We start from the raw sequence: 25,949 nt of genomic DNA on the forward strand, positions 1-25,949 counted from the left end.
GCCACGAGCACCTTCGCCCAACGATGAGCGCACACGCGTGGGCCGCCTCGGCCACGACACGCGGTTACCCACAGCAATAATCCGCCGCAGCCTGGCCCTGGGTGCCCTCAACCGCGTACGACTCGTTGCGCAGAGCCTTCGCAATTCGGTGACGCGCCTGCCGGATGTCACGCGTAAACCGGCCGCGTGTCCGACGTCGTGCACAGCGGCGACCACCCTGCCGACATCCCCTGCCGCGACATTTGCGAGGGTGGACAGCCACGGCCGAAGGAGCCGAACATGCGGCACGACGACCCCCGGACATAGGGACTGCGGGCACACTCCACGACGACATGGACAGCGGGCGCCCCCACGGTCGTCTTTGGACCCGATCATCGGTGACCAAAGACCGGCGCGGCGTCCCCATATCGCGGCCTAACATACGGCTATCCCGTTGCGGAAACTCTTCGGAGGAAGGGCACGCATATGTCCGCCAAGACGAACCCACCGGTCGTGGTCGGAGTCGACGGCTCCGAACAGTCGCGCACCGCCGTGCGCTGGGCGGCGGTGTACGCGGCGCGTCACCGCGCGCCACTGCACCTGGTTCACGCGATCGGAGTACCGGTGGACTACGGCCCCGGTCTGGCCGGGCCGGTGGTCGACTACGAAGCGTTTCGTCAGGCAGGCGCAGAGATAGTCGCCGCTGCGACCCGGATCGCGAGCGCGGCGGCCGCCTCGTTCGGAGCCATCGAGGTGTCCACCGCCGTGATGAACGCCGCGCCGGTACCGGCGTTGCGAGACCGCTCCGAGAGCGCGCGGCTGATCGTGGTCGGCAGCAGAGGGCTCGGCGCCTTCCGCCGCACTCTGCTCGGTTCGGTCAGCACGGCACTGGTCAGGCATGCCGACAGCCCCGTCGCAGTGATTCCCGAAGAAGCAGAGCCGATCTCGCCAGGACCGATCGTGGTGGGCGTGGACGACTCACCATGCAGTGTCGCGGCGATCGACATGGCGTTCGAGGAAGCTTCGCTACGCGGTGTCGGTTTGGTAGCAGTGCACGCCTGGTCCGAATTCGAGCAGTACCAGTCGCGCGCCGAAATGCAAGTCGAAGCCGAAGCGCTCCTGTCGGAAAACCTCGCGGGCTACATCGAGAAATACCCCAGCGTTCGAGTCGAGCGCGTTGCGAGGGAGGACCGACCTGCTCGCCTCCTGCTGCACACCGCGCAAACCGCCCAGCTGCTGATCGTCGGCAGCCACGGCCGTGGCGGTTTCGCCGGTATGACGCTGGGTTCGGTCAGTCAAGCGGTTCTGCACGGGGCGGAATGCCCGCTTATCGTCGTGCGGCCCGCCACCGACCGTTGACCGCGCTACCGTAGCTGTGCTGCTCAGCCCGACCAGGCTCCGCGCCGATCCGACGCGGAGCCCGATGGCCAGTATTCGGTGTCGCGGCGGCGGAACCCGGCGATCCGGCTGCGAGCCCTGCCGCGGCTATCGCGGTGATGACGAGTATCGGTGCGGCACCGCAGCGCCCGGCCTCGATGTTGCCGGGCCGAGAGTGACACCGGCCCCCGCGACATCGGACGAGCCGAACTACGCCGCAGAGACGTTGAACGTGAAGCTGATCAGCGCGGTGACGGTGCGCGACGAACAACGTCGGCAACCGCGACACTTTCCTACCGCAAAATAACTGCAAACGTGTCAAATGAGGTAAATATCCCAATTTTCAATTAGGTCAATTGATCAGTTGTCGAGCGGCAACCACGGCCTCTACCTCCACTGGAACTGGTTGCACCCGAGCTCATTCCCGCTCCGCCGATAAACGCCCGTCCCGCATCCATCCGTCGATCGCGGTCGCGATCCGAAAGCGCAGCTCACTCGCGGCGACGACGGAATCCACCGACCCGACGCGTACCGCCCGCTCGATACTGTGTACCGCGTCGAATTCGGCAGCGAGCGCTGCCAGATGCTCGGCGCGCACCGCCGTGCGCTGATCGACCAATTCGGCGGCCAGCTTGGGTTGTTCGGACACGCCGGCCCGAGCCAGTCGGTGTTCCAGGTCGCGGACGCGGTCGTCGGCGACGGTGCGCGCGTCCACGGTGCGCGCGAACACCACCGCCGCGGCCGGAGCCCCGCCGATCACCGAGGCGAAAGACCCCTCGACCGCGAGCACCGTCATCGTCGGATTCAGTGCCTTCGAGAAGACCACGAAAGCGCCGCCGTGGTAGCGGGAAATCACGCAGAAGACGATCTTGCCGTCGAAGTTCACCACCGCCCGGCCGATCTCGGCGCCGTACTCCAACTGCAGCGTGCGCATCGACTCCGGCGATCCGTCGAATCCGGAAAGATTGGCGAGCACGACCAACGGCCGATTGCCGCTGGCCGCATTGATCGCCCGCGCCACCTTCTTCGACGAACGCGGGAACAGCGTTCCCGCGGTGTAGGTGTCCGGACCGTCGGCAGGCGGAAAACCGTGCCGGGCAACGGGCTTCGATTCGATTCCGATCAGGCAGACCGGCCAGCCGCCGATCCGGGCGTCGGCGATCACCGCAGTGTCCGCGTCGGCCATATCCGCCCAGCGCTCCAGCAGCTGATGGTCCTGGTCGGTGACCGCGCGCAGCACGGTGCGGATGTCGAAGGGCTTCTTGCGATCGGGATTGACGGCGGCGGAGAAGATTTCACCCACCGTGCGGAAATCCGGACCCGGGTGCGGGAAAACGGTGATGTCGCGGCCCACCGGGTCGGTGCTGACGGCCCGGCGCGGCACCGGCTCCCCCGGACCGCGGTAGCTGTGCGCGTAGTGTGCCAGCAGCACATCGCGGGCCTGCGCCAGGTTCGCGGCCCAGTACTGCGCCTGCCCGTTCGGGCCCATCACCCGCGCGTAGCCGCCGATGCCGAAGTTGTCCTCGGCCGACACCCCGCCGGAGAAGTCCAGCGACTGTTTACCGGTCAGCACCATCGCGCCGTCCGGGATCATCACCAGGATGCCCTTGGTGTGCATCAACATGGTGGCCTCGGCGTTCCAATACGGTTGGGCGCCGACATTGATCCCGGCGACCACCACGTTGATCTCGCCGCCGTCCTGGGTGAACCTGACGATACGGCGCAAGACGCGGGCCACCCAGTCCATGTTCTCGGTGCCGGAATCCAGCGAGATACGCGCGCCCGCCGAGAGTGCGAACCACTCCACCGGAACCGCCAGCCGCTTCGCGAGATCCAGCGCCGCGATGATCCGGGCGCACTCGGCCTCCGATACCGCGCCGAGGGCCTTGGTGGGGTCTCCGAACAGAGTCACCCGGCACACGCCCTCCGGGTGCAGCGACGTCGGCGTCGACACCACACCCACCACGATGCCCGATGTATTGCGCCCGCGGGGCCGGTCCACCGGGACCAGCCGCGACGAGGTGGACTCGGAGTCGAGATCGTATTCGGTGAAGGTGCCTGCCGTACCGGTGAGCAGCGGGATGAGTTCGTACGGATACACGGTGCCGCGCCGCCGCGCCCGCACCACCTTCTGGTCGTAGTCGTCGAGCGGTTCGAGCGCGACCTGCGGCGGTCCGCCGATGGTGACCTGCGCGCTGGAACCGGGCTCGTAGCGCAACCGGGTGACCGCTTCCCTGGCAGTCCCCTCCCGGGTGGCAAGGCGCGCTTGGACCAGCACTTCCTGCACACCTGCCTCGATGAATTCCGGTGCGACGGAACGCTGCCAGGCCGCGAACTCCGCCAGATCGACCTCGATACCCGGCCGGATATCCAGCCAGATGTGGTTCATATCCAGCCAGGCCCCCGCCGGGTCGAGACGGTGGCGAGCCCGCCCGATCGCCTCGACACATGCCGAGAGCACCGTGTCGACATCACCGATCGCCGCGATCGCCCCCTGCTCGTCGCGGGTCAACTCGAAGCGGCGGACCTGGGCGAGCGCCACCAGCCGCTGATCGTCCGGGTTGTCCTTGGCCACACAGTGATACAGCAGAATCGGTTCAGGAGTATGGATCCGCGACAGGTGGAAGTGCCGCAGCCGCCACAGCGACAGCCGCCGCCCCACCAGCGGGTGCACCCCGCGCACCAGCCGGTCCTCGGCCAGATCCGACTCGGCCCGCCGGAAGGTGTAGAACTCGACGACCGGTCCGGCCACGGCCACCACGATCCGCCGCGCCTGCTCGGAGAGCCGGGCAGCGATCAGACCGCGGCACAGCGCCTCGGCGCGTTCGTCGGGCGTGGCGGGTGCGTCCGGCCAGACCAGATGCAGATCGGCCACGGCCACCTGACCGACCGGGACCGCGAGCAATTCGGCGCGCAATGCGGCCACCAGTGCGGTGTCCGGCTGATCGGCGTATTCCGGTAGCTCGGCGAAGGCGCCGACGGTGGCGACAGCGGTCGTCGGCACGGCGTGGGCCGGATGCAGTTCCAGCCGATAGTCACAGACCACGAACGGGCGACCCGCGATGTCGAAGGCGCGCAGTGTGTGCAGGTGCTGTTCGCCGTAGTGCCAGCGGGCGAGCACCTCCAACATGGGTTCGCGCGGCGCGAATCGGCCGTCCGGACCCGCGAGCAGACGCTCGGCAAGGAATTCGTACAGCGGTTCGGGAATGTCGACCAGCGCGGCGATCCGACGCGCCCGCTCCGGCGAATCCGGCGCCGCCGCCAGTGCGGCCAGATCCTCGGACACCCCGGCCAGCATCGCGGCTCTGGCGGCATCGGTCGCGGGGCGCATGAACCAGGCGAAGACGACGCTGCGGGCCAGGTCGGCGACCGCGGGGAATCGCGAGCGGGACATCCGAATCACCCGGTCCAAGATCTCGCGGGTGTGCGGTTGCTGCGCCGCGGGCGGCGGGTTCGCACCGATCCACAGCTTCAGCAGTTCGGTTACCACGGTGACATGTGCGGGAATCCGAGTGGTGCCCAGGAAGATTCGGAAGACGGCCGCTTCCAGTTCGGGGGTCCGCTCCAGTTCCGTGACCCCGTAGTGCGCCGATGCGCGGCCGAGTCCGGTGCGGAACGCTGCCGGGATCGCGCCCCGCTCGGCATCGAGGCTCTGCAGGTAGATATGCAGTTGTTCGCGCGGGCTGTCGGCGCCACGGCCCGATGCCTCGGGGGACGCCAACTCCGCGATATCCACGAAGATTTCGGCCAGTTCGACCTCACCGGCGAGCCAACCATCGTCCGCGAACGCCAGCGCGTCCCGGTCCAGCAGGTAGCGGGCCCAAGCGTCGCCGGATGCGGCGTCGAAGCCGAGCAGTTCGGCGCGCAGGTCCGCACGCGCGCGGCGCCCCCGATCCGCCGGCCTCGGCGGCTGCGCGGGTAACGGGATCATCAGATCGATCGATGTCGACGGCGCCGCCTGCGTGGCGCCACCCGCCGGTTCCACCCTCGCCAGGAGCTCACCCGCCGCGACCTGACTGCCGACGGCGACCAGCAGTTCCCGGAGCCGGCCATGGCAGGGCGCGGGCAGCACGGTTTCCAGCTTCATGCTCTCCAGCACCAGAACCGGTGCGCCGCTGTGCACTTCGCCACCGACCTCGACCGGAGTGGCCACCACCAAGGCGGGTGCGGGAGCGCGCAGCACACCACCTTCGTCCCGGCTCATCCGGTGCGCGACGCCGTCGATCTCGACCGAATGGACCGTGCCGTGCGTCGCCGACACCGAACGGTAGCGCTGACCGGCCACGGTGAGCGCGGCCGAGTGCACGTCGATCCGTTCGACAGCCACATCGAATTCGACGCGATCCGCGATCCCGTCCTCGATCGCGACGCTGAATCGCCCGAATCCGTCCTTGGCCACCGTAACCCGGTACCCGATCTCACCGACTCGCAATTCGACCGCGCGGCCGACCTCGTGCTGTACGTGCGGACGCCGCCCGCGCCCGCTCTCCCAGAGCCGCTCGCGAGCGCCGCGCTCGGTGTCCTCGTAGCCGTCGATCGCGGCAGCCGCCAAGGCCACGCCGAGGTGGCGCTGGACGGTCAGATCGCCCTCGGCCGACACGCGGTCCACCCAACGCGTGTCGGCGGTACCGTCGATCACCTCCGGCGTGTCGAGCAGCGCCAGCAGGAAGCTCTTGTTGGTAGCGCCGCCCTCGATCACCACCGTGGTGTCGGCCACTGCCCGGCGCAGCCGCTGCAGCGCCTCGGTCCGATCCTGGCCGTAGGCGATGATCTTGGCGATCATGGAATCGAAGTCCGCGGGGATTTCGTCGCCCTCACCGACACCGGTGTCCACCCGGATGCCCGGCCCGGTCGGCAACCGCAGCAACGCGATTCGGCCGGGTGACGGGGCGAAGTCACGGTCCGGATCCTCGGCGTTCAGCCTGGCCTCCACCGCGTGCCCTCGTTCGACGGGCACCGGACCGCTCAGTGGAATTCCGGCCGCCACCCGCAACTGGGCTTTCACCAAGTCGACGCCGGTGGTGGCCTCGGTGATCGGGTGTTCGACCTGTAGCCGGGTATTCACCTCGAGGAACGCGAAAAATTGTTCGCCCGGGTGGTAAAGGAATTCGACGGTGCAGGCCCCGCAGTAGCCGACGGACAGGGCCAGCCGCCGTGCGGATTCCTTCAGCTCCAGTGCCTGCTCGGTGGTGAGCACCGGTGAGGCGGACTCCTCGATGATCTTCTGGTTGCGCCGCTGGACCGAACAATCGCGCACGCCCAGCGCCCAGGCGCCGCCCTGCCCGTCGGCGATCACCTGCACCTCGACATGCCGTGCACCCGTCACCAGACGTTCCAGGAACACCACACCGCTGCCGAAGGCGCGCTCGGCTTCCTCGCTCGTGCGCCGGTAGGCCCCGCGCAGATCGGCCTCGGAGGTGACGACTCGGATCCCGCGCCCACCACCGCCCGCGGTCGCCTTCAACATCAGCGGGTAGCCGATCCGCTGCGCGGATTCGATTGCGGCGTCGAGTGTTTCGACCGCACCGCCGCTCCACGGCGCGACCGGCACACCCGCCTGCTCGGCCAGCAGCTTCGCGCCGATCTTGTCGCCGAGCCTGCGCATCGCTTCGGCGCTCGGACCGATGAAGGTGACACCCACGCGCGCGCACAGTTCGGCGAATGCCGGATCCTCGGCCACGAATCCCCAGCCGACCCAGGCCGCGTCCGCACCCGTCTCGCGGAGGGCGCGTTCGAGCAACGGCAGATTCAGGTAGGGGCGCGCGCTCGCCGGTCCCAGGCAATACCGCAGGTCCGCTTCCCGCACGAAGGTGGCATGACGTTCGCCGTCGGTATATAGCGCGACGGTTTCGACACCCAATTCCCTGGCCGTGTGGATGAGCCTGCGGGCGGCCTCGCCGCGGTTGACAATTGCAATCCGGGTGAACATCTCTCAGCCCTCTCGTGCACGCCTGCCCGACTGATCGTCGGCCCCACTGCACATACAACTGTGGCGGCAGCTGCACCCGCCGTCGAATCGAGAGCTCGAAATAAGTAGCGGTAGTAGGTACTTCGCTATTCCGTCGCGGGGTTACGTGACCGGCGCTCCTCGTCGAGGCGGCGCCGCGCTTCCGCCCAGGTGATCGGGAGGCTGTCGGCGGGAACCTCCCAGAAGACGAACGTCGACTCCTGCATCACCGCACGCTTGGGAACCACCGTCGCCCGGTGCGGGTCGGACGACGCGTAGGCGTCGATGGCGTCTTTGCCGGTCCATGCCGACAATGTCCAGAACGTCCGCTTCAGCAGTTCCGCCTTCAGGGAAAGCCCGAGCACGCCGGGCGAGCGACGCGCCTGCCGCCACAGCGTCAGCGACGCCATGAAGAAGCCGGGCACATGGCGCAGCGACTTCACCTCCAACCGCGAGGCCATCACCTGCGCCGGGGAGGTCGGTGTGGAATTCACCGTGAGCCAGGGAAGAGTCGGCATGGGATCGAGGCCTTCCAGCATGGTCGTAGCCGTCGCACCGCTCGGTGCCGTGCGGCCAACTTCCCACACTCACGCCGACTTGTCCTGACAAGATCAATACTCGAGTAGTCGGGTCGTGTGGGATCGCCCACGATGCCTGACTACTCGGCGCCGCGACTGGTGAAGTCGAAGGATCCGCCGTCGATGCCCCAGGAGATGACGCGTTCGGGGTGAATTCGGATGACCGCGCGTTCCTGGTGCTGGAACGGTGGCTCCTCGTCATCGAGCGTCTCGGCCGTGCCGCGCACCTCGATGCCGCGAATCACGTAGGGCTCCAAGGAAACCTGTTGGTCGATGACGAACGACACCCGGCTGCCCGCCTCGACGTTGCGGTACTTTCGACTGGCACGCATCCGCATGCCCCCGATGTCGATCGTGCCGTCGGCGTTCACCCGATAGTTGGTCGGGTTGTTCTGCACAACGCCGTCGGGCGACACCGTGGCCAGCCGACCGATCCCGGCCTCCGCGAGGAATTGCTGTTCGTTGATGGTGAAGGTCATGTCGGTTACTCCTCGGTGAATTCGATATCAGGTGTGCCCCCGGCGATCAGCCGGAAGTTGTTGGGTGCGGGAAGCGCAAGCTGTTGCCTGCCGCGTCCCGCGCGTCTTGCGTCGGCGGTTCAGCCGGACACCGCCTATTCCGTGCTCTGAGATCAGAACAGAATCAGCGCGGCGCACAGTCCGGCAATGGCAATGAACTGCAGGGTGACCCGGTACTTCAGAATGCTGTCCCACTTGTCCTGCAGCGCACGGGCGTTGGCCGGAATGATGCCGCTTTGCGCAGCGGCCGTCTGCTGCGAATTGATCGGCTTGGCGATGCGGACGTAGAAGGCGAGCCAGGTCAGCAGCGCCGCCACCGTGATCCCCGCCGCGACAGCGGCGCCGATCTGCCCGGCCAGCAGCGCGATCAGCAGTGTGAACACCGCGGTGACCACACCGCTCACACCGACAACCGGCATGCGCTTGTCGCCGTAGTAGTGACCCCATCCCGCACTCATGGTCACGGTCTCGTCATCGAGCTTGCGGTACACGGACCGGGTGATCACGGCCCCGCAGACGTCGGTGCCATAGACGACGGCGTTGGCGAGAACGGCTACGGCGGCGATGATCTGGCCGGTGACAATGAGCATTTTCGGCTTTCCTCTTCCTGAAGTCTAGCAGCGCTAGAAACTGGAGCAACGGTAACATTCATCCGCTAGCCTGTCTAGCGTTGCTAGATTTCCCCCTCGTCGGCTACGAGCGGCAGGGCGCTGGCGAACAGGGCACGGACGGCCATGCGGCGGGCGTATGGCGCGTCGCGGTGGACGCCGGTCGGTACCAATCGTTCGGACCTCCTGCGATCCGCCCGCGCCTGGCGGATCATCAGGGAGGTGATGACGGCGCTCTGGGGACGGCAACCGACTTCCGTGACGCCCCTTGCCGTGGCCGGTGTGTGGCGCGAGCCGATGGACTACGAGGGGAGATTCAGGCCATGAAAGTCGAATTCGACAGCGACGGAGTAGAACTCGTCGGCAACCTGCACCTGCCGCAGGGACAGGACCCGGCGCCGGGCGTGGTGGTGGCCGGGACGTGGACCAGCGTGAAGGAAATGATGGCCGACCGGTACGCCGAGCGGTTGGCCGCGCACGGCTACGCGGCGCTGTCGTTCGATTTCACCGGTTTCGGCGAATCGGCGGGCGAACCGCGCGATGTCGAATCCCCGCCGCGGAAGGTGCGAGATATCCACAACGCGGTGGGCTTCCTGGCCGGACATTCCGCTGTCGACGCCGCGCGACTCGGCGCTGGGGATCTGCGCCGCGGCAATGTACATGTCCGACAACGCAGCTCACGACTCACGGGTGAAATCGCTCGCGCTGGTGGCGCCATGGCTGCACGACGCGGCCATCTGCGAACAGGCCTACGGCGGGGCCGAGGTGGTGGCCGCCAAGATCGAGAGGGGGCAGCGAGCGCGATCACGGTTCGAGGAGACCGGCGAGATCGACTACGTGCCGGTGGTCAGCGCCACCGACGAACGCGCGGCCATGCCCTACGACATCGACTTCTACCTCAACCCCGCTCGCGGTGGAATTCCCGCTTGGCCCAACCGGTTCGCCGTCATGTCCTGGGTCGACTGGCTCACCTTCGACTCCATCGCGCTGGCGCCGAAGATCTCCCAGCCCACCCTGCTCGTGCACAGCGAGCAGGCCGCGATCCCCGACGGCGCACGGCGTTTCCACGCCGGGCTGGCCGGACCCAAGGACATCTTCTGGACCGAAGGCGGCCAGTTCGACTTCTACGACCAGGAGCCTCAGGTCACCCTCGCGGTCGACACGGTCGCCGCCCACTTCGGACGGACCTTGTGACGACGTTCGCCGACTTCGAGCCGTTACGCGAACTGGTAGTCGGAGACTTCAGGCACCGTGGCCGGCGTTGACGGTGCGGTGACCTAAATGCTCGTAGCCGGCTTCCTTTGGGCGACGATCGCGGCTCCCATCCAGCGTCGTAGATATCGCCGCAGATCATCTTCGCTCCGTGGTGGATTGCCCGGGGAAACGAAGAACGACTGCATCGTTCGCAGCACGTATTCGACGAGCTCGTGAAGCGATGCATCGTCGTATCCGTAGTGCTCCCAATCGACGTCGAAGCGTCTGATCATCGTCATTCCGAAGGTTTGCGCCTCGTCGGAGGTGAGACTCTCGGGGTGGACGTTCGAATACGTGCTCGACAGCAGAATGCCCAGATGGGGCGTTCGGCGTACCTCGGTCAGCGTGTAAACCACACCGTCGGTCATCGCTTCGACCGGGTCTTCGATACCGCTGACATGCTGCGTCAGCCGATCGAGAAAGCCATCGACCGACGCGATCGCCGCAGCCTTCATCAGAGCATCCGCACTGGGGAAGTATCGGTACACCGTCTGCCGGATGACACCCAATGACTCCGCGACGTCGGCAATGCTGATCTCCGAACCCGTTTGTCCGATCAGATCGACTGCGGCGGAGACAATTCGACGGGACGCTTCTTCGTCGTTACTCGGTGGACTTCCGCCCCACCCGCGCCTTCCTGCCACTGCTCGCTTCCTCCGCTCGAACCATGTCCGTCGCGTGCGAAACCGTCCGCGTGGGAACCCCGCCGACCGTCGGGATCAGGGGCTCGACGCTACCACAGGGCCGTCGGGTCGCTCGTCCCGCGCTTCGAGACAACATCCACAATTGTGATCATACACTTCCTTCGCTCTGTGTATGATCAGCGCCATCATGGGTTCGGCGCATCCGAGCGCGGCGGCCGAACCGCTCCCGAAAGATGAGGTACAGCCAAGTGACCGATCTGCAAGTCCGACAGATGCGTTTCGCGTTCGCTGACTACGACGTGCCGTTCCTGTGGAACGAAGAGAACCCGGCCTTCTCGTCCATGGCCAATGCGGTGTCTTTCCTGGCGATCGGCTTCGAGAAGATGATCGTCAACATGATTCGCGAGGCCATGCCGCTGATAGCCGATCCCGCGGTTGCGGAGGAAGCCGACGCGTTCGTGCGTCAGGAGGGGCAACACTCGACCGCTCATCGCCAGCATGCCAACGGCCTGATCAGGCGGTACCCGGGGCTACAGGAGACCCTCAACGAGGTCATCGGGGAATTCGACCACCTCACCGTGAACACTCCCCTCAACTACCGGCTCGCCTACACTGCCGACCTGGAGGCGACCTTCACCCCGGTGTTCAAACTGATGCTCGACAACGATTCGACCCTCTTCCAGCCGGGAGACGACCGTGTCGCATCGCTTTTCATCTGGCACTTCGTCGAGGAAGTCGAACATCGAAGTTCCGCATTGATCATTTTCGATTCCCTTGTCGGAAGCGACATTTACCGGATGCGTATGGCTCCGTCGATCTTCCGGCACGTGATGAAGGTCATCAGGCTGGCCTGCGAAGGCTTCAACAAGCATGTCCCACTGGAAGATCGGCAGAGCGACGCGCTGTCGATGTTCGTGTCGTACCGAGGTAAGCAGAAGTTGCGCAAGTGGTTGCGGCTGCGCACGGAGGACAACGGCCCGATGGCGCGCGCCTTCGACGATCTACCACTCGGCGAACAACTCATCGCGCTGGTGGGCGTCATCCGCAGTCAGTTGCCCAAGCACAATCCGGACCACGAGACACTGCCCGCACTCGCCGACGTGTGGTTCGAACGCTACGCGGCCGGCTACGACGTCTCGCACTGGTACACCGCCGACACGGTCGCAGCGCGGGAGGCGGAGTGATGGCTGATCATTGCGCGCCTACCTTCGACCAGCTTGCGACGGAGCTCGGCTTCTCGTGCCGGGAGGCCGGTGGACTCGTCGAGTTGCGAAACCCTTTTGCGTTGGAAAACTGGACGCTGCCGGTCCTCGAGTTCACCATCGTGCTGGGCGCGGTGCTCGCGCTGATATACGCGATCGTGCGGTTGCGTCGGCAAGGCGATCCAACCAATCTCGTGCTCTGGTTCGGCGCGACCGCGTACCTGTTCATTATCGAACCGCCCCTGTACTTTCCCGCAGCGTTCGGTATCGACGAACACGTCGACACGATGTTCGCCCACAACGTCTTCACTGTGGACTTCCTGTGGGGTCGACTCCCGCTGTACATCGTCGCGATCTACCCGTTGATGGCCACCTTGGCCTTCGAAATCGTCAGAATGCTGGGAGTTTTTCGTCGGTACGGGGTTCTCGTCGGTGCGGTCTGCGTGGGCTTCGTCCACCACGCCTTCTATGAGATCTTCGACCATCTCGGACCGCAGCTGCGCTGGTGGGAGTGGTCGATCGAAAACTCGCTCAATCAACCGATGTTCGATTCGGTACCGCTACCGAGCGTGGTGGTATTCGCCGCGCTGTGGCCGATGTCCCTCGCGTTCTTCGTCCAGTTGTTCGTCGGTCGCCACGTCGACCAGGGCCGTACCTTCACCGGCCTGCAATTGGTCTGGCGCACGGTGGTCATCGGCATACTCGGGTCTCTGGGGACAGCCGTGTTACCGATCCCTGCAACGCTTTTCGGCGTCGGGAACACCACATTGCGGGGATTCCTCTATGCGGCCGAACTGGTCATCGTCACCATTGTCGCTGTCCTGATCCTCACCCGCCAGTGGCTCCGGCTACGGCGAGACCACTCGGAAACACCTCGCTACACGAACGACTTCGTCCGAACCTACAGTGTGGTGTATCTGTGCGTTATGGCGTTACTCTGGGTGACCGCGCTGCCCGACTTCTTCGACGCCGTCGATGGTTCGACAAGCGAGGGAGACCCCGTGGGGAATCTCTGGTACACACTCGCGTGCTTCACCGTCGCAATACTCTGTGTGGTAGCCACATTCACAGTGCCGCACAGAAAAGCCGAAGAGAGCAACATTCCTTCCGCCGGAGAAGATGCGGTGACTCACACGGTATAGCTGACCAGTCCCCGGCGGTACCCGGCCCGATCCCGTCACTCCCACCCTCACATCGGGCCACCCGCGCCTGCACGCGACGCTCACCCGAACGTCTGACGATCAATGGTCTGCTAGGCCGAGCTCGCGCCGGTCGCCGCCGCGACTGACGTATCCGACGACAGGCACGACGGCCACCGCCAGGAGGCCGCCGGTCAACGCGAGGGCGGGATAACTGGCCGCCGCGACCACGAGACCGGAGCCCAAGCCCCCAGCGGCACCGGCGATGGCAATCGAAACATCTACCAGACCTTGCGTTTTCGCGCGAGTGGCGAGCGGGACGGCGTCGGCGACGATCGCGGTGCCCGAGAGCAGGCCGAAGTTCCAGCCGACTCCGAGCAGCGCGAGGGCCAGTGCGAGCAGCGCGACGGAATCTCCGGGCGCGGTCGCCGCGATCAGTCCGGCCGCGAGCAGAGTCAGCCCCGCGGCCGCGGCGACGGGCAGGCGTCCGTAGCGGTCGATGAGCCAGCCGGTCAGCGGTGAAGGCAGGTACATGGCTCCGACGTGGATGGCGATGACCAACCCGGAGGCGGCGATGCCGTGTCCGTGGTCGTGAATGTGCACCGGTGTCATCGTCATGATCGCCACCATCACCAGCTGCGTCACTGCCATGACCAGGGCACCCACCGCGACCCCGCCGGTCGAGCGGGTGGGCGTGGACCGAGCGACCGTCCCATCCGCAGCGTCGGCCGAGTCGCCGTCGGCGGGCAGACTCCGGGCCAGCAGCAGCGGATCGGGCCGTAGCCACACGGTCAACACGAGGGCAGCCAGGGCGTAGGCGGCCGCGGCGAGCAGGAACGGTCCGGCCAGGTGCGGGATGCCGAGCGCTTCCGCGAGGGCGCCGGTGGGGGCGGCGAGATTGGGGCCGACGACCCCGCCGAGAGTGGTGGCGACCAGCACGGTTGCTACGGCCCGGCCGCGGTGCGAGACATCGGCCAGGTCGGCTCCCGCGTAGCGTGCCTGGAGGTTGGTGGCGGTGCCCGCGCCGTAGACGAAGAGGGCAACGAACAACAGGATCGGATCGTCGGCGGCGGCCGCCACCAAGACGCCGAGGCTGCCGATCGCGCCGGTCAGGTATCCGGCCGCCAGACCGGGACGGCGGCCACGGGCTTGCGAGATGCGCCCGACGGCGACAGCGGCAAGTGCCGAACCGGCGGTGATCAGGGCGCTGGGCAGGCCCGCCAGGCTCGTGGAGTCGAGCATGTCTTGGGCCAGCAGGGTGCCCACGGTGACGCCTGCGGCCAGTCCGGCGCCGCTGAGAACCTGCGCGGCGACGAGCACACGCACTATGCGGCGCTGGAGTTCCGCGGGTAGCTCGGGGCTGGACAGGGTGATGCTGTCGGTGCTGGGCACTGGGATTCTTCCCTTCGCCGACCCACCCCGCCGACAGTTGTTCGATCGACGGACAGGCCAGGGTCCGATCACACCGCCGCGTCCACACGGACCGGCGAGGCCGGTGGGAATACACTCGCGATGTGACGTTGTTCCAAAGATTATTGGAACAATAATCTATGAAACATTGGAGAAGCAAGATGCGTGAGCCGATTGGTCGCAATGCCGTCCTCTTCGACGCGATCGCCCGTGTCGGCAAAGCCCTCGGCAACGGCCGCCGCCTGCAGATCCTCGACCTGCTCGCCCAGGGCGAGCGCACCGTCGAGTCGATCGCGACCGCGACCGGCATGAACCTCACCACCGCGTCGGCCAACCTGCAGACCCTCAAGAGCGGCGGACTGGTCGAAGCGCGCCGCGACGGCACCCGCCAGTACTACCGCCTCGCCGGAGACGACGTCGCCCGGCTCTACACCCTCGTGCAGACCGTTGCCGAAGCCCACTTGGCCGACGTCGCCGTCGCGGCCGCCGCGGCACTCGGCTCGCCCGACAACGTGATCACCCGCGACGAACTGGTCCGACGCCGCGACACCGGCGACATCATCCTGGTCGACGTGCGTCCCCACGACGAATACGTAGCCGGGCACATTCCCGGCGCGATCAACATCCCCCTCGCCGAACTCGCCGACCGGCTCGCCGAACTTCCCGCCGACCGCGACATCGTCGCCTACTGCCGCGGCGCCTACTGCGTCATGGCGCCCGAAGCCATCCGCATCGCCGGCGAAGCAGGCCGATCGGTCAAGCGCCTCGACGAAGGCGTACTCGAATGGCGCCTAGCCGGTCTGCCCGTCGCATCAGCCACCGACTGAACTCACCCGTCCTTCGCGCCAGCGGGCCCCGATCCCCGTGTCTGCTGCGGCCCGCATGCTCGAGCGCCGGATGGCCGGTCAACCCAGCGGTACGGATTCGAGGGCAGCGCGAACGGCCGCGAGCGCGCCGGGCAACGCGCTCAGCGCCGGTGACCCCACCGCGATCCTCAGCCCGTGCGGGACATGCGTTGTGGTCGCGAACATTTCGGCGGTCGAGATTCGCACACCGCGCCGCGACAGATTCGCCGCAACGCGATCCATCCGCTGCTGCGGATCCACCGGCAGCCACGCGAAGTACGAGCGCGGGTGGGCGATGAGCCCCATGTCGCCGAGTTCAGCGCGCAGCACCCGCTGGTGCTCCTCGGCGGTGCGGCGACTGGCGTCCTCCAGGGCGGCGGCTGTGCCGTCGGCCAGCCACCCCACAGCGACCGCCGCGACCAGCCCGGGCGGGCCGGGGCAGCGGCCAGCGGCGTCGTGCGGCGGTTGGGGTGGTCGATGCAACATCGCTGCCGCGTCCGGCGCGCATCCAGCAATCACGTCAGGGCTGACCGTATCGGCTCGGATCTGACTGGGGTGCCGCTACTTTCGCGACGTGCGAGGTCAGCGGCCGCCCGCGAGATCGAGGAAGCTGCCCGTCGTGTAGGAGGCGGCCTCCGACATCAGCCACGCGATCGCCTCGGCGACCTCCTCGGGGTGGCCGCCCCGGCCCATCGGCAACGCCGGGGCGAGGCGGTCAATGCGGTCGGGGTCACCGCCCAGGGCGTGGATGCCGGTGTGGATATAGCCGGGGCGGACCGCGTTGACGCGGATGCCTTCTCCCGCGACCTCGACCGCCAGCCCGCGGGTGAAGGTGTCGATCGCGCCCTTGCTCGCGGCATAGTCGACGTATTCACCGGGCGCACCGAGGCGTGCGGCGGCCGAGGACACGTTCACGATCACCCCACCCCCGCCGCCATGGCGGCGCGACATCCGCCGAACCGCCGCCGCGGCACACAGCATCGGGCCCACGACATTGGCCGCCATCACCCGATGCAGCCGGTCGGCATCGAGATCCGCTACCCGGCACTGGTTTTCGAGCATCCCCGCATTGTTCACCAACCCGGCGAGCGGCTCGCGGCCCGCGTCGACGGCGGCGAAGAGCGCGTCGATATCGGCGGGGCTGCCCAGGTCGGCGCGAGTCGCGCTGGCACGCCCACCCGCGGCGACGATCCCGTCGACCACCTCGGCGGCGGATTCGGCGTCGGCGCGGTAGGTCAGGTGGATCGTGTAGTCCTCCCGCGCGAGCCTGCGCGCGGTGGCCGCGCCGATGCCTCTGCTTCCTCCGGTCACGATGATCGTCCCTCGGCCCACCGGAATGCCTCCTAGTAATCGACGACAGTCGGTCGTGCGCGCCTCCCGCGCCCTCGGCACCGTACCGCCGCCCCGTCCATCGATGCGGTCCTTGGTCCCGACGGCCGGTGACCAACGACCAGCGCGCGCCGGGACACGCGCTGCCTAGCCTGTGAACAGCTGGCCCATCAGCGAGGGACAGAAAGGCACACGCAGATGTCCACCACCAACCCGCCGGTCGTTGTCGGCGTCGACGGTTCCGAGCAGTCGCTCACCGCCGTGCGCTGGGCAGCCGAATACGCCGCCCACCACCGATCCCCTGTGCAACTGATCCACGCACTCGGCGTCCCGACCGACTTCGGACCCGGCATGGCAGGCCCGATCTTCGACATCGAATCCTGGCGCCGCGCCGGACACAACCTGCTCACCACCGCGATCGACACCGCCCGCACCGCGGCCGCACCGATCGCGCCGATCGAGGTCTTCCCGGTCCTGGCCGACGCCGCGCCGGTACCGGTGCTGCGCGACCGCGCCGCCGACGCGCGCCTGCTCGTCGTCGGCACTCACGGCCACGGCGCGTTCGGCCGCATCCTGATCGGTTCGGTCAGCACCGCGCTGGTCCGCCACGCCAACGGACCGGTCGCGGTCATCCCCGAGACCGAACGCGACATCTGGCAAGGGCAGGTCGTCGTGGGAGTCGACGGCTCACCGTGCAGTGCACAAGCCGTCGCGATGGCATTCGAGGAAGCCAGCCAGCGCGGCACGGAACTGATTGCCGTACATACCTGGTCGGAGTTCTACCGCTACCAGTCCCGCGCGGAAATGCAGACCGAAGCCGAAGCGCTGCTGGCCGAAAGCCTCGCCGGATACGGCGACAAATACCCTGACGTGCCGATCACCCGCATCGTCACCGAAGACCGCCCCGCCCGCCGCCTCCTGCAAGCCGCCGACGGCGCGCAACTGATCGTGCTCGGCAGCCACGGCCGCGGCGGATTCCCCGGCATGACCCTCGGCTCGGTCCCCAACGCCGTCCTGCACCGCGCCGAATGCCCCGTCATCGTCGTCCGCCCCGCATAACCCATTGACCCTTGCTGCGCGCCCACCACGCGCGCAGCAAGCCTTCGGCGCCGACGCGAACACGCCGCCGGGTGCCAACGGTGGCGCGGTAGCCGAACACTTCGAAGCCGACGTCTTCGATGCGGTCGAGAATTTCGGAGTACAGCAGTAGCGCGGTCGCCACGCAGGGACGCGAGCGCGGTGCCAGCAGTTCGATGCCTCCACGCGCGAAGTCATATGTCTGCCTGGTGATCTCGTGCTGCGCGGCGAGTGCGCGGCGCACCCGAATATCCGCGCGGCCGTACCGGCGGCACCACACGAGCAGCTCCCGATCCACGCCGTGAACGGCCAGTTCGTCGGCGGGCAGATAGAGGCGGTTGCGGGCCAGGTCCTCATCGATATCGCGCAGGAAGTTGGTGAGCTGGAACGCCCTGCCCAGCGCCGCCGCATACGGCGCCGCGTCTTGCTCGGAGGACGTCGTGCCCAGAATCGGTAACAGCTGCAGACCGATCACTTCGGCCGATCCATAGATGTAGCGATTCAGGGCTGCGCGATCGGGATAGTCGGTGACCGACAGATCCATTCGCATCGACGCGAGAAAGGAGGCGAAGAGATCATCCGGTATGCGGTATCGGCCGGCGGTGTGCAGCACCGCGGCCAGCACCGGATCACCACCCGTGTCACCCACTGTGAATTCCTCTGCCAGGCTGTCCAATCGAGACGCTCGCTCGGCGGTTCCGAGTTGTGGATCGAGATCGTCGAGAATGTCGTCCGCCCGACGGGCGAATCCGTAGAGCGCGTGAACGCCGGGTCGCTGGTCGGGAGCAAGCAACCGCGTGGCCAGAAAGAAGGTCTTGCCGTGCCGGGCGTTGAGCGCCCGGCAGTGTTCATACGACCGTCGTAGCGATCGATCGGTGATACCTGCTGCATCGAGTTCGGTATGCGTCATCTCGGGTGTCCGATCAGAGCTGTCTCGCCCAGGATACATCGAACGATGCATATTCGATTCACAATGACGTAGTCTCGAAGCTGCGGGGACGGCCACAGCATGCTTCGCGAGCGCGTCCAGAGGGCAACATCACGGCGAGGGCGGAAGCCACACAACGCATTCCGCGATCGATCGCACGGCTACCCGGCTAACGGTGCGGTCGGTCGCGAGGTCCGGCGATCCGATCGACCGCGTCGGCCAGCGTGGTCACCGGACTCGCCACATCCGGCAGAATGACCGAGTCCCAGCCCGGCCCGCCGACGAACACTCGTGCGCCCGCAGCCGCGCAAGCGGATATCGCCGAGGTCAGCGCCGTGGACTCCTGCTGGGACCACAGCACCACATCGGGACGGCGATCGGTGCGCGCGAGGGCATCGGCGATGGCAGCCGCGGGCACGTCGGCGCCGAGCATCCAGGCGCTGACGCCGCGTTCGGCGAGCGCGGCCCGCAGCGTCTCCAGCGGTAGCGCGTGGGTCTCGCCGCCCGTGCACGCCAGTATCGCCGCCTGCGCGTTCGCGGGCACCGCCGGCGGAGTGTAGCGGTGCAGGACGACGGTGACCGACCAGGACAGCAGATGCTCGACGTCGACGCAGCCCTCGCCGGCCAGCTGCCGTGACACGATCGCGGCAAAAGCGGGGCGGCACAGCAGGTCCCACGTGTCGATGACCCCGTACGCATGCAGATGCGCGGTGAGCAGCGCCGACAACGCCCGAGTGTCGAGCACGAAGGCGGCGGTGAGCAGCGGCTCCCAATGGCCGCGTGCGGGCGCGGCGTGCCGCCCGGTTACCGCGGCCGCCGCACCTGCCGGGCTGGCGCCCGAACGGATCAGGACGAGCATCTGCTCCAGTACCGCGATATCGGACTCGCTGTAGAGGCGATGCTTTCCGGGCTGGCGGGTAGGGCCGATGTCATAGCGGCGGTTCCAACTGCGCAGCGTCGCGGTCGGGATGCCGAGGCGATCGGCTACCGCGCGCACCGTGTACCCGGCCGCGCCGGAAACGGACGCGGGACCGGCGGTCATGGCTTGAATCGTTTATGCATCGTTTCATGGTAGCGTGGCGGTAGGGAAAGCGAACAAGGCCAGGCGCGTTGCGCCCCAGTGACTCGACTCGAAGTCGGTTGATCGCCGCATGCGCGCAGACGCGAGGAGAAGGAAACGACAGGAGATGCGGCGACCGGCCGCCCCGAGGAGAAGTGGTGAACGACATGAAGGACACGAAAGCCGTACTGGCGACAATTCTGCTGACTGCCTCGTTCGCCGCCGCCGCGGCCTGCACGAACGAGGAAACGGATTCCGCACCGACCACACAGCCGGCCGCCACGCCGATGCAGACGACGGCAGCGCCGGGCACAACCTCACCGAGCGGCGATCCCGCCGCCGGACTGGTCGGACCGGGTTGCCAGTCCTACGCCGACCAAGTGCCGACCGGGCCCGGTTCCATCGCCGGCATGGCCCAAGAACCGGTCGCCGTGGCGGCATCCAACAATCCGTTGCTGACCACACTGACGGCCGCTGTATCCGGGCAGTTGAACCCGCAGGTGAACCTCGTCGGCACCCTCGACTCCGGGGAGTTCACGATCTTCGCGCCCGTCGACGAGGCATTCGCCGCGGTGGATCCGGCCGCGATCGAATCATTGAAGACCGACGCCCAGGCGCTGACCACCGTGCTGACCTACCACGCAGTACCTGGCCGGCTTTCCCCCGACCAAATCGCCGGAACCCACAAGACCGTGCAGGGCTCCGAAGTCACCGTGACCCGATCCGGCGACGACATCCAGGTCTCCGACGCCGAAGTGATCTGCGGCGGGGTCCAGACCACGAACGCGACGGTGTATCTGATCGACGCGGTTCTGATGCCCCCGATGAGCTGAACGCGCACCGAACGCGATCGGGCTGCGCCGGAACCCATTACCGTCGACAGCGCCACCCCAGGTTGTAATTTAGCATTAACTTTCCCTCCCCGATATCGGGAGGTACTCCTTTAGTTCGTGCATCGGATGCAAAAGATACTCCATAATGGCCAGTAACTTACGACTGCCTTCCTGGCTTCCCGCCTGCCAGAATTTCGGCTGGGCGTGATCACATGCGCCCGACACATCTCGGCAACCAGACCGAGAATCGCCGGAAGGGCAGGGCCGATGGGGCACTACAAGAGCAATGTCAGGGACCTGGAGTTCAACCTGTTCGAGGTACTCGGCCTCGAGGAGATCTTGCGAACCGGAGCATTCGGCGACCTGGACGGCGAGACCGCGCGGACGATGCTGACCGAAGCCGCGCGGCTGGCCGAGGGACCGGTCGCCGATTCTTTCGCCGAGACCGACCGCAATCCACCGGTCTTCGATCCGGCGACGCATTCGGTGCGACTGCCCGACGCGTTCAAGCGGTCGGTGCGCGCATGGTACGACGGCGAGTGGTGGCGCGTCGGCAAAGCCGAGGTGGTCGGCGGCGTTCCCGCACCGCGGATGCTGGATTGGGCTATCAGCGAATTCGTCCTCGGAGCGCAGCCGGCCGCGTTCATGTACGCGGGCGGACCTGGCATGGCCGACATCATCAATGGCATCGGCACCGAAGAGCAACGCCATTGGGCCGCGCTGGCGGTACAACGACAATGGGGCGCCACCATGGTGCTGACAGAACCCGACGCCGGTTCCGATGTGGGCGCGGGCCGCACCAAGGCGGTCAAGCAGGAGGACGGATCCTGGCACATCGAGGGTGTCAAGCGCTTCATCACCTCCGCCGACTCCGACGACCTATTCGAGAACATCCTCCACCAGGTGCTGGCACGGCCCGAAGGCGCCGATCCCGGCACCAAGGGGCTGAGCCTGTTCATCGTGCCGAAGTACCTCTTCGACTTCCGGACAGGCGAACCCGGTGAACGCAACGGCGTGTTCGTCACCAACGTCGAGCACAAGATGGGCCTGAAAGCTTCTGCCACTTGCGAGTTGACCTTCGGCGGTCACGGCATCCCGGCGAAGGGCTGGCTGGTCGGCGAGGTGCACAACGGCATCGCGCAGATGTTCGACGTCATCGAACAAGCCCGGATGATGGTCGGCACCAAGGCCATCGCGACCCTGTCGACCGGATACCTCAATGCGCTGGAATACGCCAAGCAGCGCGTACAGGGCAGCGACCTCACCACGATCGCGACCAAATCCGCCCCGCGGGTGACTATCACCCACCATCCCGACGTGCGGCGCTCACTGATGATGCAGAAGGCCTACGCCGAGGGCCTGCGCTCGATCTACCTGTACACCGCCGCACACCAGGATCCCGTTGTCGCCCAACATGTCTCCGGTGCAGACGCCGAACTCGCCGCGCGGGTCAACGATCTGCTGCTGCCGATCGTCAAGGGTGTCGGTTCCGAGCGGGCCTACCAGTACCTGACCGAGTCGCTGCAGACCTTCGGTGGTTCGGGCTTCCTGCAGGACTACCCGGTCGAGCAGTACATCCGCGACGCCAAGATCGACTCGCTGTACGAGGGCACCACCGCCATCCAGGCGCAGGACTTCTTCTTCCGCAAGATCGCCCGCGACCGCGGCGTGGCACTGGCCCACGTCGCCGGAAAGGTCAGGGAAGCAGCCGAATCCACCGTAGGCAACGACCGCTTGAAGGCCGAGAAGATCCTGCTCGCCACCGCCTTGGAGGACGTGCAGGACATGGCGGGCCGGCTCACCCAGCACCTGCTCGACGCGCAGGAGAACCCCACCGAGCTGTACAAGATCGGCCTGGAGTCGGTGCGTTTCCTCCTCGCCGTCGGCGACCTGCTGGTCGGATGGCGTCTGCTGGTCGCCGCCGAGATCGCCGTCACGGTACTGGATTCCAGCGATGGCGGCGCCGACCGCGCCTTCTACGAAGGCAAGATCGCGGTCGCCTCGTTCTTCGCCAAGACCGTGCTGCCGCGACTGAGCGCCGATTGGGCTGTCATGTCCGAGATCGACACCTCGATCATGGAACTCGACGAAGCCGCCTTCTAGGCGTCGCACGCCCGGCGGGCCCGGCCGATCTCATCGGGCTCCCCTACGTCGACCGGCCCGCCGCAACTCACGTCCGCACATCGAGCCGGGGTGGCGACCGGAAACGTAATCGAACACCGCGATCAGCCAACCTTGGGGATCGAAGGTGAACTGCAGCGCCGGTGTGGGCACGATCGGCGGCAATCGGGCGGCCGTTTCGAATTCGGTTCGATACATCGCGGCGGAAGTGTCATCGGTTTTCACCGATGCCGTGAAGTCGGTGCCAACCGACCGCGGCGCACGACTCGGCGAATGCCCGCAACAACGTGATTGGGACGTCATTGTCGAAGAGCGCGACTGTACGAGCGACATGGACGGCGAGCCGCGCAGCCAGGAGCTGCATCTGGAGTTCGATTGGCTCCCAACAGAACAGCTCCGAGCCGCAGACCTGCGCCCGAGCGCAGTCAAGGACATCATCGCCACAGGCGCGCGCTCGGCGTGGTACGGCCTCGGCTAGCGGATGGGCACGATCACGCCGGAGGTCGTCGGACCGCCGTGCAGCTCCAGGTGGCTCGGAACGTCCTGGTTCTTGTCGTTCTTCTTGTCGTTCTTTTTGTCTTTGCCCGGAAGGTCGAAGGCCAGCTTGACCGTGCCGGTGCGGCCGGGATCGAGCGCGATCGGTTCGGCGCCGGAAGGGTTGAGTCCGGCGGTGGCGGCGACCTCGGGTGCGACCGAGCGGCCACCGGCGGTGACCAGGCGCTGATCGGCGACGGTGAAAGCCTGCTGGTAATCGGACACATTGGTGACCGTCAGCGTCACGATGGTGTACGGACCGCCCGCGGTCGCCGAGCCGGTGATGGGCACGCCGGAAACCGTGTCGGTCACGGTGAACGCGAAATTCCCGTCGCGCACGGTGCCTGCCGGGTCGGGGGGCGGTGCCTCGGCCGGAGAGGGAAGCGGAGCGGTCGTCGCCGGAGCGGCGGCTTCGGGGGTCGTCGTATTCGGACCCGGGCCGGACCCGATGTCGATGCCGCCTGCCAGCAGCCACAGTGCCACCGCGACGACGGCGGCTGCCCCGGCGGCCAAGGCTATCCACCTGTTCATCGAAGGGCTTCGCCGTCGATAGGGATGTGATGCGGGCGGGAATGGCGGGGACCCGCGTTTCTCGGTCGTCGCCACTTCCTCGATGGCTGTCGGGCCTGCGGCTGTCATGACGCGAGTCGCGGGGCGCGAATTCGACGCGGCCTGGTGCAGAACCGGTGAGGGTGGTCGCGCCGGCGCAGGCAGGCCGAGGGCCTCGCGCGCCGCGGCGGCGAATTCCCCCGCACTGGCGTAGCGGTCGCGCGGATCCTTGGCCATACCGCGGGCGATCACGGCGTCGAGTGCGGCGGGAACACCAGCGGCGGCATGCGAGGCATGCGGTGGTGCGGAGATCATGTGCGCGCGCATCTGCTGGGCCGGATCGCCGTTACCGTAGGGCAGGCGTCCGGTGAGGGTTTCGTAGAGCACGCAGGCCAGCGAATAAATATCGGAGCGGGCGTCGAGCGTACCGTCGAACCGTTCCGGCGCCATGTACTGCAACGTGCCAACGACCTGGCCGGTGGCGGTGATCGCGGTGCCGTCGGCGCCCCGGGCGATACCGAAGTCGATCAGGTACACGAAACCGCTGGTGTGCTCGAGGATGTTGGCCGGCTTCACATCCCGATGAACGAGCCCGGCAGCGTGCGCAGCATCCAGTGCCTCGGCGGCCTGGGCGATGACCTCGACGGCCCGATCCGGTGCCAGCGCGCCCGACCGCAACCGCGTGGCCAGATCGACGCCCTCGATATAGGCCATCTCCAGGAACAGGTGCCCCTCGACCGCACCGAAGTTGTGAATGGGCACGATGTGCGGGTTGCGCAACTCGACTCCCAGCCGTGCCTCTCGCTCGAAGCGACGCTGAAAGGCCGGATCCGCCGAATACGTCGTCGACAACACTTTCAGTGCCACGGCGCCGCCGCCGCGGTCGCGCGCCAACCACACCTCGCCCATACCGCCACGCCCCAGCAACCGTTCGAGGTGGTAGTTCCCGAACGAGCTGCCGCCGCGCTGCCCGGACATACCCCGACCATATCGGAACACACCGACGCACGACCGCGGCAGAGCGCCTAGGCGATGGGTTCCCACCCCGACCAAGGGCGGGGCCGAACCGACCGCGGAGGCAATCGATCGCCGTGAACCAGCCGCAATCCTCCAGCAAGTCCGCCAAGCATCAACCGCCACAACAAAACTGACCAATGCTCTCCCCGAGAAGGTGACCCGGAGCGGGACTTTCGCCCCTGTCGATTCGATGATACTTTGACATCATATACATAAGTTACCCACCAGTAACATGCCTGTTGTTGCTGGTCAGTGACTTCTCGGGACGGGGGACTGCACCATGAGCACTGCGACGATCGCACTCGGGATCATCGGCACCACCATCACCTTGCTCTGCTGGGGAGTGCTCTTTGCCGGGGTATCCCGGATGATTCGCGTCTTCCGCACAGGCCAGCCCGACCGGTCACGGCTACGCCCTGTCCTGCCGCGGGTGAAGACCGTCGGCGTCGAGGTCGTCGCGCACACACGGATGAACAAGTTCCGGACCGTCGGTTGGGCGCATTGGCTGGTGATGGCCGGGTTCCTGCTCGGCATGGTCTTCTACTTCGAGTCCTACGGTCAGACCTTCGATCCCGAGTTCGGCTGGCCGGTTGTCGGCGATACCTTCGCCTACCACTTGCTGGAGGAGGTCCTCAGCCTCGCCACCATCATCGGAATCGTGGTGCTGATTGTCATCCGGCAGCTGAATCACCCGCGGCGTCCCGAGCGTCTGTCCCGGTTCGGAGGGTCCAATTTTCTTGCCGCGTATCTCATCGAGATGATCGTGCTCACCCACGGTCTCGGTGATGTCCTGGTCAAGGCCGGCAAGATCGCCACCTACGGTGGTGGGCACGTATCGACCGACCCGTTCACCATGCAGGTCGCTCGATTGCTGCCGGCCAGCCCGCTGATGATCTCGGTCTTCGCGTTCGTCAAGATGCTCGCGGGCGCGGCGTTCCTGTATCTCATCGGCCGCAAGCTCACGTGGGGCGTGGCGTGGCACCGGATTTCGGCCTTCTTC

The 25,949-nt window shown here is 66.8% G+C and carries 20 protein-coding genes and 2 pseudogenes; 11 read left to right on the top strand and 11 right to left on the bottom strand.

From position 1 onward, the window contains the following. Positions 1 to 465: 465 nt before the first annotated feature. A complete protein-coding gene (locus NL1_RS04140; RefSeq protein WP_067834466.1) occupies positions 466 to 1,338 on the top strand; it encodes a universal stress protein in 873 nt (290 codons plus the stop codon). 436 nt (positions 1,339 to 1,774) lie between these two features. Here NL1_RS04140 and NL1_RS04145 read toward each other — a convergent pair whose 3' ends face one another. The 4 genes from NL1_RS04145 to NL1_RS04160 form a co-directional block, all read right to left on the bottom strand. Continuing rightward, complete coding sequence (locus NL1_RS04145) at positions 1,775 to 7,285, bottom strand: ATP-binding protein (protein WP_067834468.1); 5,511 nt, start codon at positions 7,283 to 7,285, stop codon at positions 1,775 to 1,777. Between the two features lie 125 nt (positions 7,286 to 7,410). Then, a complete protein-coding gene (locus NL1_RS04150; protein WP_067834503.1) occupies positions 7,411 to 7,821 on the bottom strand; it encodes a DUF3291 domain-containing protein in 411 nt (136 codons plus the stop codon). Positions 7,822 to 7,961: 140 nt separating this feature from the next. Further along, positions 7,962 to 8,360, bottom strand: a complete 399-nt coding sequence (locus NL1_RS04155; protein WP_067834470.1) for a PPOX class F420-dependent oxidoreductase — start codon at positions 8,358 to 8,360, stop codon at positions 7,962 to 7,964. 152 nt (positions 8,361 to 8,512) lie between these two features. After that, on the bottom strand, positions 8,513 to 8,989 hold the full coding sequence (locus tag NL1_RS04160; RefSeq protein ID WP_067834472.1) for a DUF1772 domain-containing protein: 477 nt from the start codon (positions 8,987 to 8,989) through the stop codon (positions 8,513 to 8,515). A 341-nt stretch (positions 8,990 to 9,330) separates the two neighbouring features. On the opposite strand from NL1_RS04160, the pseudogene NL1_RS40125 reads away from it, so the two are divergent. Continuing rightward, positions 9,331 to 9,552 (top strand): annotated as a pseudogene (locus NL1_RS40125) (alpha/beta hydrolase); the annotation flags it as partial. A gap of 115 nt (positions 9,553 to 9,667) precedes the next feature. Next, complete coding sequence (locus NL1_RS39245) at positions 9,668 to 10,201, top strand: alpha/beta hydrolase family protein (protein ID WP_245673084.1); 534 nt, start codon at positions 9,668 to 9,670, stop codon at positions 10,199 to 10,201. 83 nt (positions 10,202 to 10,284) lie between these two features. Here NL1_RS39245 and NL1_RS04170 read toward each other — a convergent pair whose 3' ends face one another. Beyond that, complete coding sequence (locus tag NL1_RS04170) at positions 10,285 to 10,905, bottom strand: TetR/AcrR family transcriptional regulator (protein WP_067834475.1); 621 nt, start codon at positions 10,903 to 10,905, stop codon at positions 10,285 to 10,287. Positions 10,906 to 11,153: 248 nt separating this feature from the next. Here NL1_RS04170 and NL1_RS04175 point away from each other — a divergent pair, with 248 nt between their 5' ends. Further along, a complete protein-coding gene (locus NL1_RS04175) occupies positions 11,154 to 12,089 on the top strand; it encodes a metal-dependent hydrolase (protein ID WP_067834477.1) in 936 nt (311 codons plus the stop codon). Beyond that, positions 12,089 to 13,249, top strand: a complete 1,161-nt coding sequence (locus NL1_RS04180) for a hypothetical protein (protein ID WP_067834479.1) — start codon at positions 12,089 to 12,091, stop codon at positions 13,247 to 13,249. Before NL1_RS04175 ends, NL1_RS04180 begins: the two co-directional genes overlap by 1 nt. A 99-nt stretch (positions 13,250 to 13,348) precedes the next feature. On the opposite strand, the gene NL1_RS04185 is transcribed toward NL1_RS04180, so the two are convergent. Further along, entirely contained in the window at positions 13,349 to 14,638 is a 1,290-nt protein-coding gene (locus NL1_RS04185; protein ID WP_067834481.1) for an MFS transporter, read from the bottom strand. 179 nt (positions 14,639 to 14,817) lie between these two features. On the opposite strand from NL1_RS04185, the gene NL1_RS04190 reads away from it, so the two are divergent. Then, positions 14,818 to 15,483 carry an ArsR/SmtB family transcription factor gene (locus NL1_RS04190; protein WP_067834483.1) on the top strand — a complete coding sequence of 222 codons (666 nt, stop codon included), beginning with the start codon at positions 14,818 to 14,820 and terminating at the stop codon, positions 15,481 to 15,483. Positions 15,484 to 15,561: 78 nt separating this feature from the next. Here the strand turns inward: NL1_RS04190 and NL1_RS04195 are convergent, their stop codons facing one another. Together NL1_RS04195 and NL1_RS04200 are read right to left on the bottom strand one after the other, a co-directional pair. Beyond that, entirely contained in the window at positions 15,562 to 16,020 is a 459-nt protein-coding gene (locus NL1_RS04195) for an aminotransferase-like domain-containing protein (protein ID WP_162272683.1), read from the bottom strand. 63 nt (positions 16,021 to 16,083) lie between these two features. After that, on the bottom strand, positions 16,084 to 16,812 hold the full coding sequence (locus NL1_RS04200) for an SDR family oxidoreductase (RefSeq protein WP_245673083.1): 729 nt from the start codon (positions 16,810 to 16,812) through the stop codon (positions 16,084 to 16,086). Positions 16,813 to 17,028: 216 nt separating this feature from the next. Here NL1_RS04200 and NL1_RS04205 point away from each other — a divergent pair, with 216 nt between their 5' ends. Further along, positions 17,029 to 17,889, top strand: coding sequence for a universal stress protein (locus tag NL1_RS04205; RefSeq protein ID WP_067834487.1), 861 nt, complete (start codon positions 17,029 to 17,031; stop codon positions 17,887 to 17,889). On the opposite strand, the gene NL1_RS04210 is transcribed toward NL1_RS04205, so the two are convergent. Further along, positions 17,867 to 18,817 carry a phytoene/squalene synthase family protein gene (locus NL1_RS04210; RefSeq protein WP_067834489.1) on the bottom strand — a complete coding sequence of 317 codons (951 nt, stop codon included), beginning with the start codon at positions 18,815 to 18,817 and terminating at the stop codon, positions 17,867 to 17,869. The genes NL1_RS04205 and NL1_RS04210 overlap by 23 nt on opposite strands. 187 nt (positions 18,818 to 19,004) lie before the next feature. Further along, positions 19,005 to 19,877 (bottom strand): MerR family transcriptional regulator, encoded by an 873-nt coding sequence (locus NL1_RS04215; protein WP_067834491.1) that lies wholly within the window; start codon positions 19,875 to 19,877, stop codon positions 19,005 to 19,007. Between the two features lie 185 nt (positions 19,878 to 20,062). Between NL1_RS04215 and NL1_RS04220 the strand changes: the two genes are divergently transcribed. The 3 genes from NL1_RS04220 (at position 20,063) to NL1_RS04230 (ending at position 23,327) form a co-directional block, all read left to right on the top strand. Beyond that, entirely contained in the window at positions 20,063 to 20,728 is a 666-nt protein-coding gene (locus tag NL1_RS04220; protein ID WP_067834508.1) for a fasciclin domain-containing protein, read from the top strand. A 267-nt stretch (positions 20,729 to 20,995) separates the two neighbouring features. Beyond that, positions 20,996 to 22,831 (top strand): acyl-CoA dehydrogenase, encoded by a 1,836-nt coding sequence (locus tag NL1_RS04225; RefSeq protein ID WP_067834492.1) that lies wholly within the window; start codon positions 20,996 to 20,998, stop codon positions 22,829 to 22,831. Between the two features lie 145 nt (positions 22,832 to 22,976). Next, a complete protein-coding gene (locus NL1_RS04230; protein WP_067834494.1) occupies positions 22,977 to 23,327 on the top strand; it encodes an NUDIX hydrolase in 351 nt (116 codons plus the stop codon). Here the strand turns inward: NL1_RS04230 and NL1_RS04235 are convergent. Then, the gene (locus tag NL1_RS04235; RefSeq protein ID WP_067834496.1) at positions 23,324 to 24,910 is read right to left on the bottom strand and encodes a serine/threonine-protein kinase; all 1,587 of its coding nucleotides are present in this window, start codon (positions 24,908 to 24,910) and stop codon (positions 23,324 to 23,326) included. The genes NL1_RS04230 and NL1_RS04235 overlap by 4 nt on opposite strands. Before the next feature lie 319 nt (positions 24,911 to 25,229). Between NL1_RS04235 and NL1_RS04240 the strand changes: the two are divergent. Next, a pseudogene (locus NL1_RS04240) lies at positions 25,230 to 25,949 on the top strand (Fe-S oxidoreductase); the annotation flags it as partial.

The sequence above is a fragment of the Nocardia lijiangensis NBRC 108240 genome (genome assembly GCF_001613045.1).
Classification (GTDB): domain Bacteria; phylum Actinomycetota; class Actinomycetes; order Mycobacteriales; family Mycobacteriaceae; genus Nocardia; species Nocardia lijiangensis.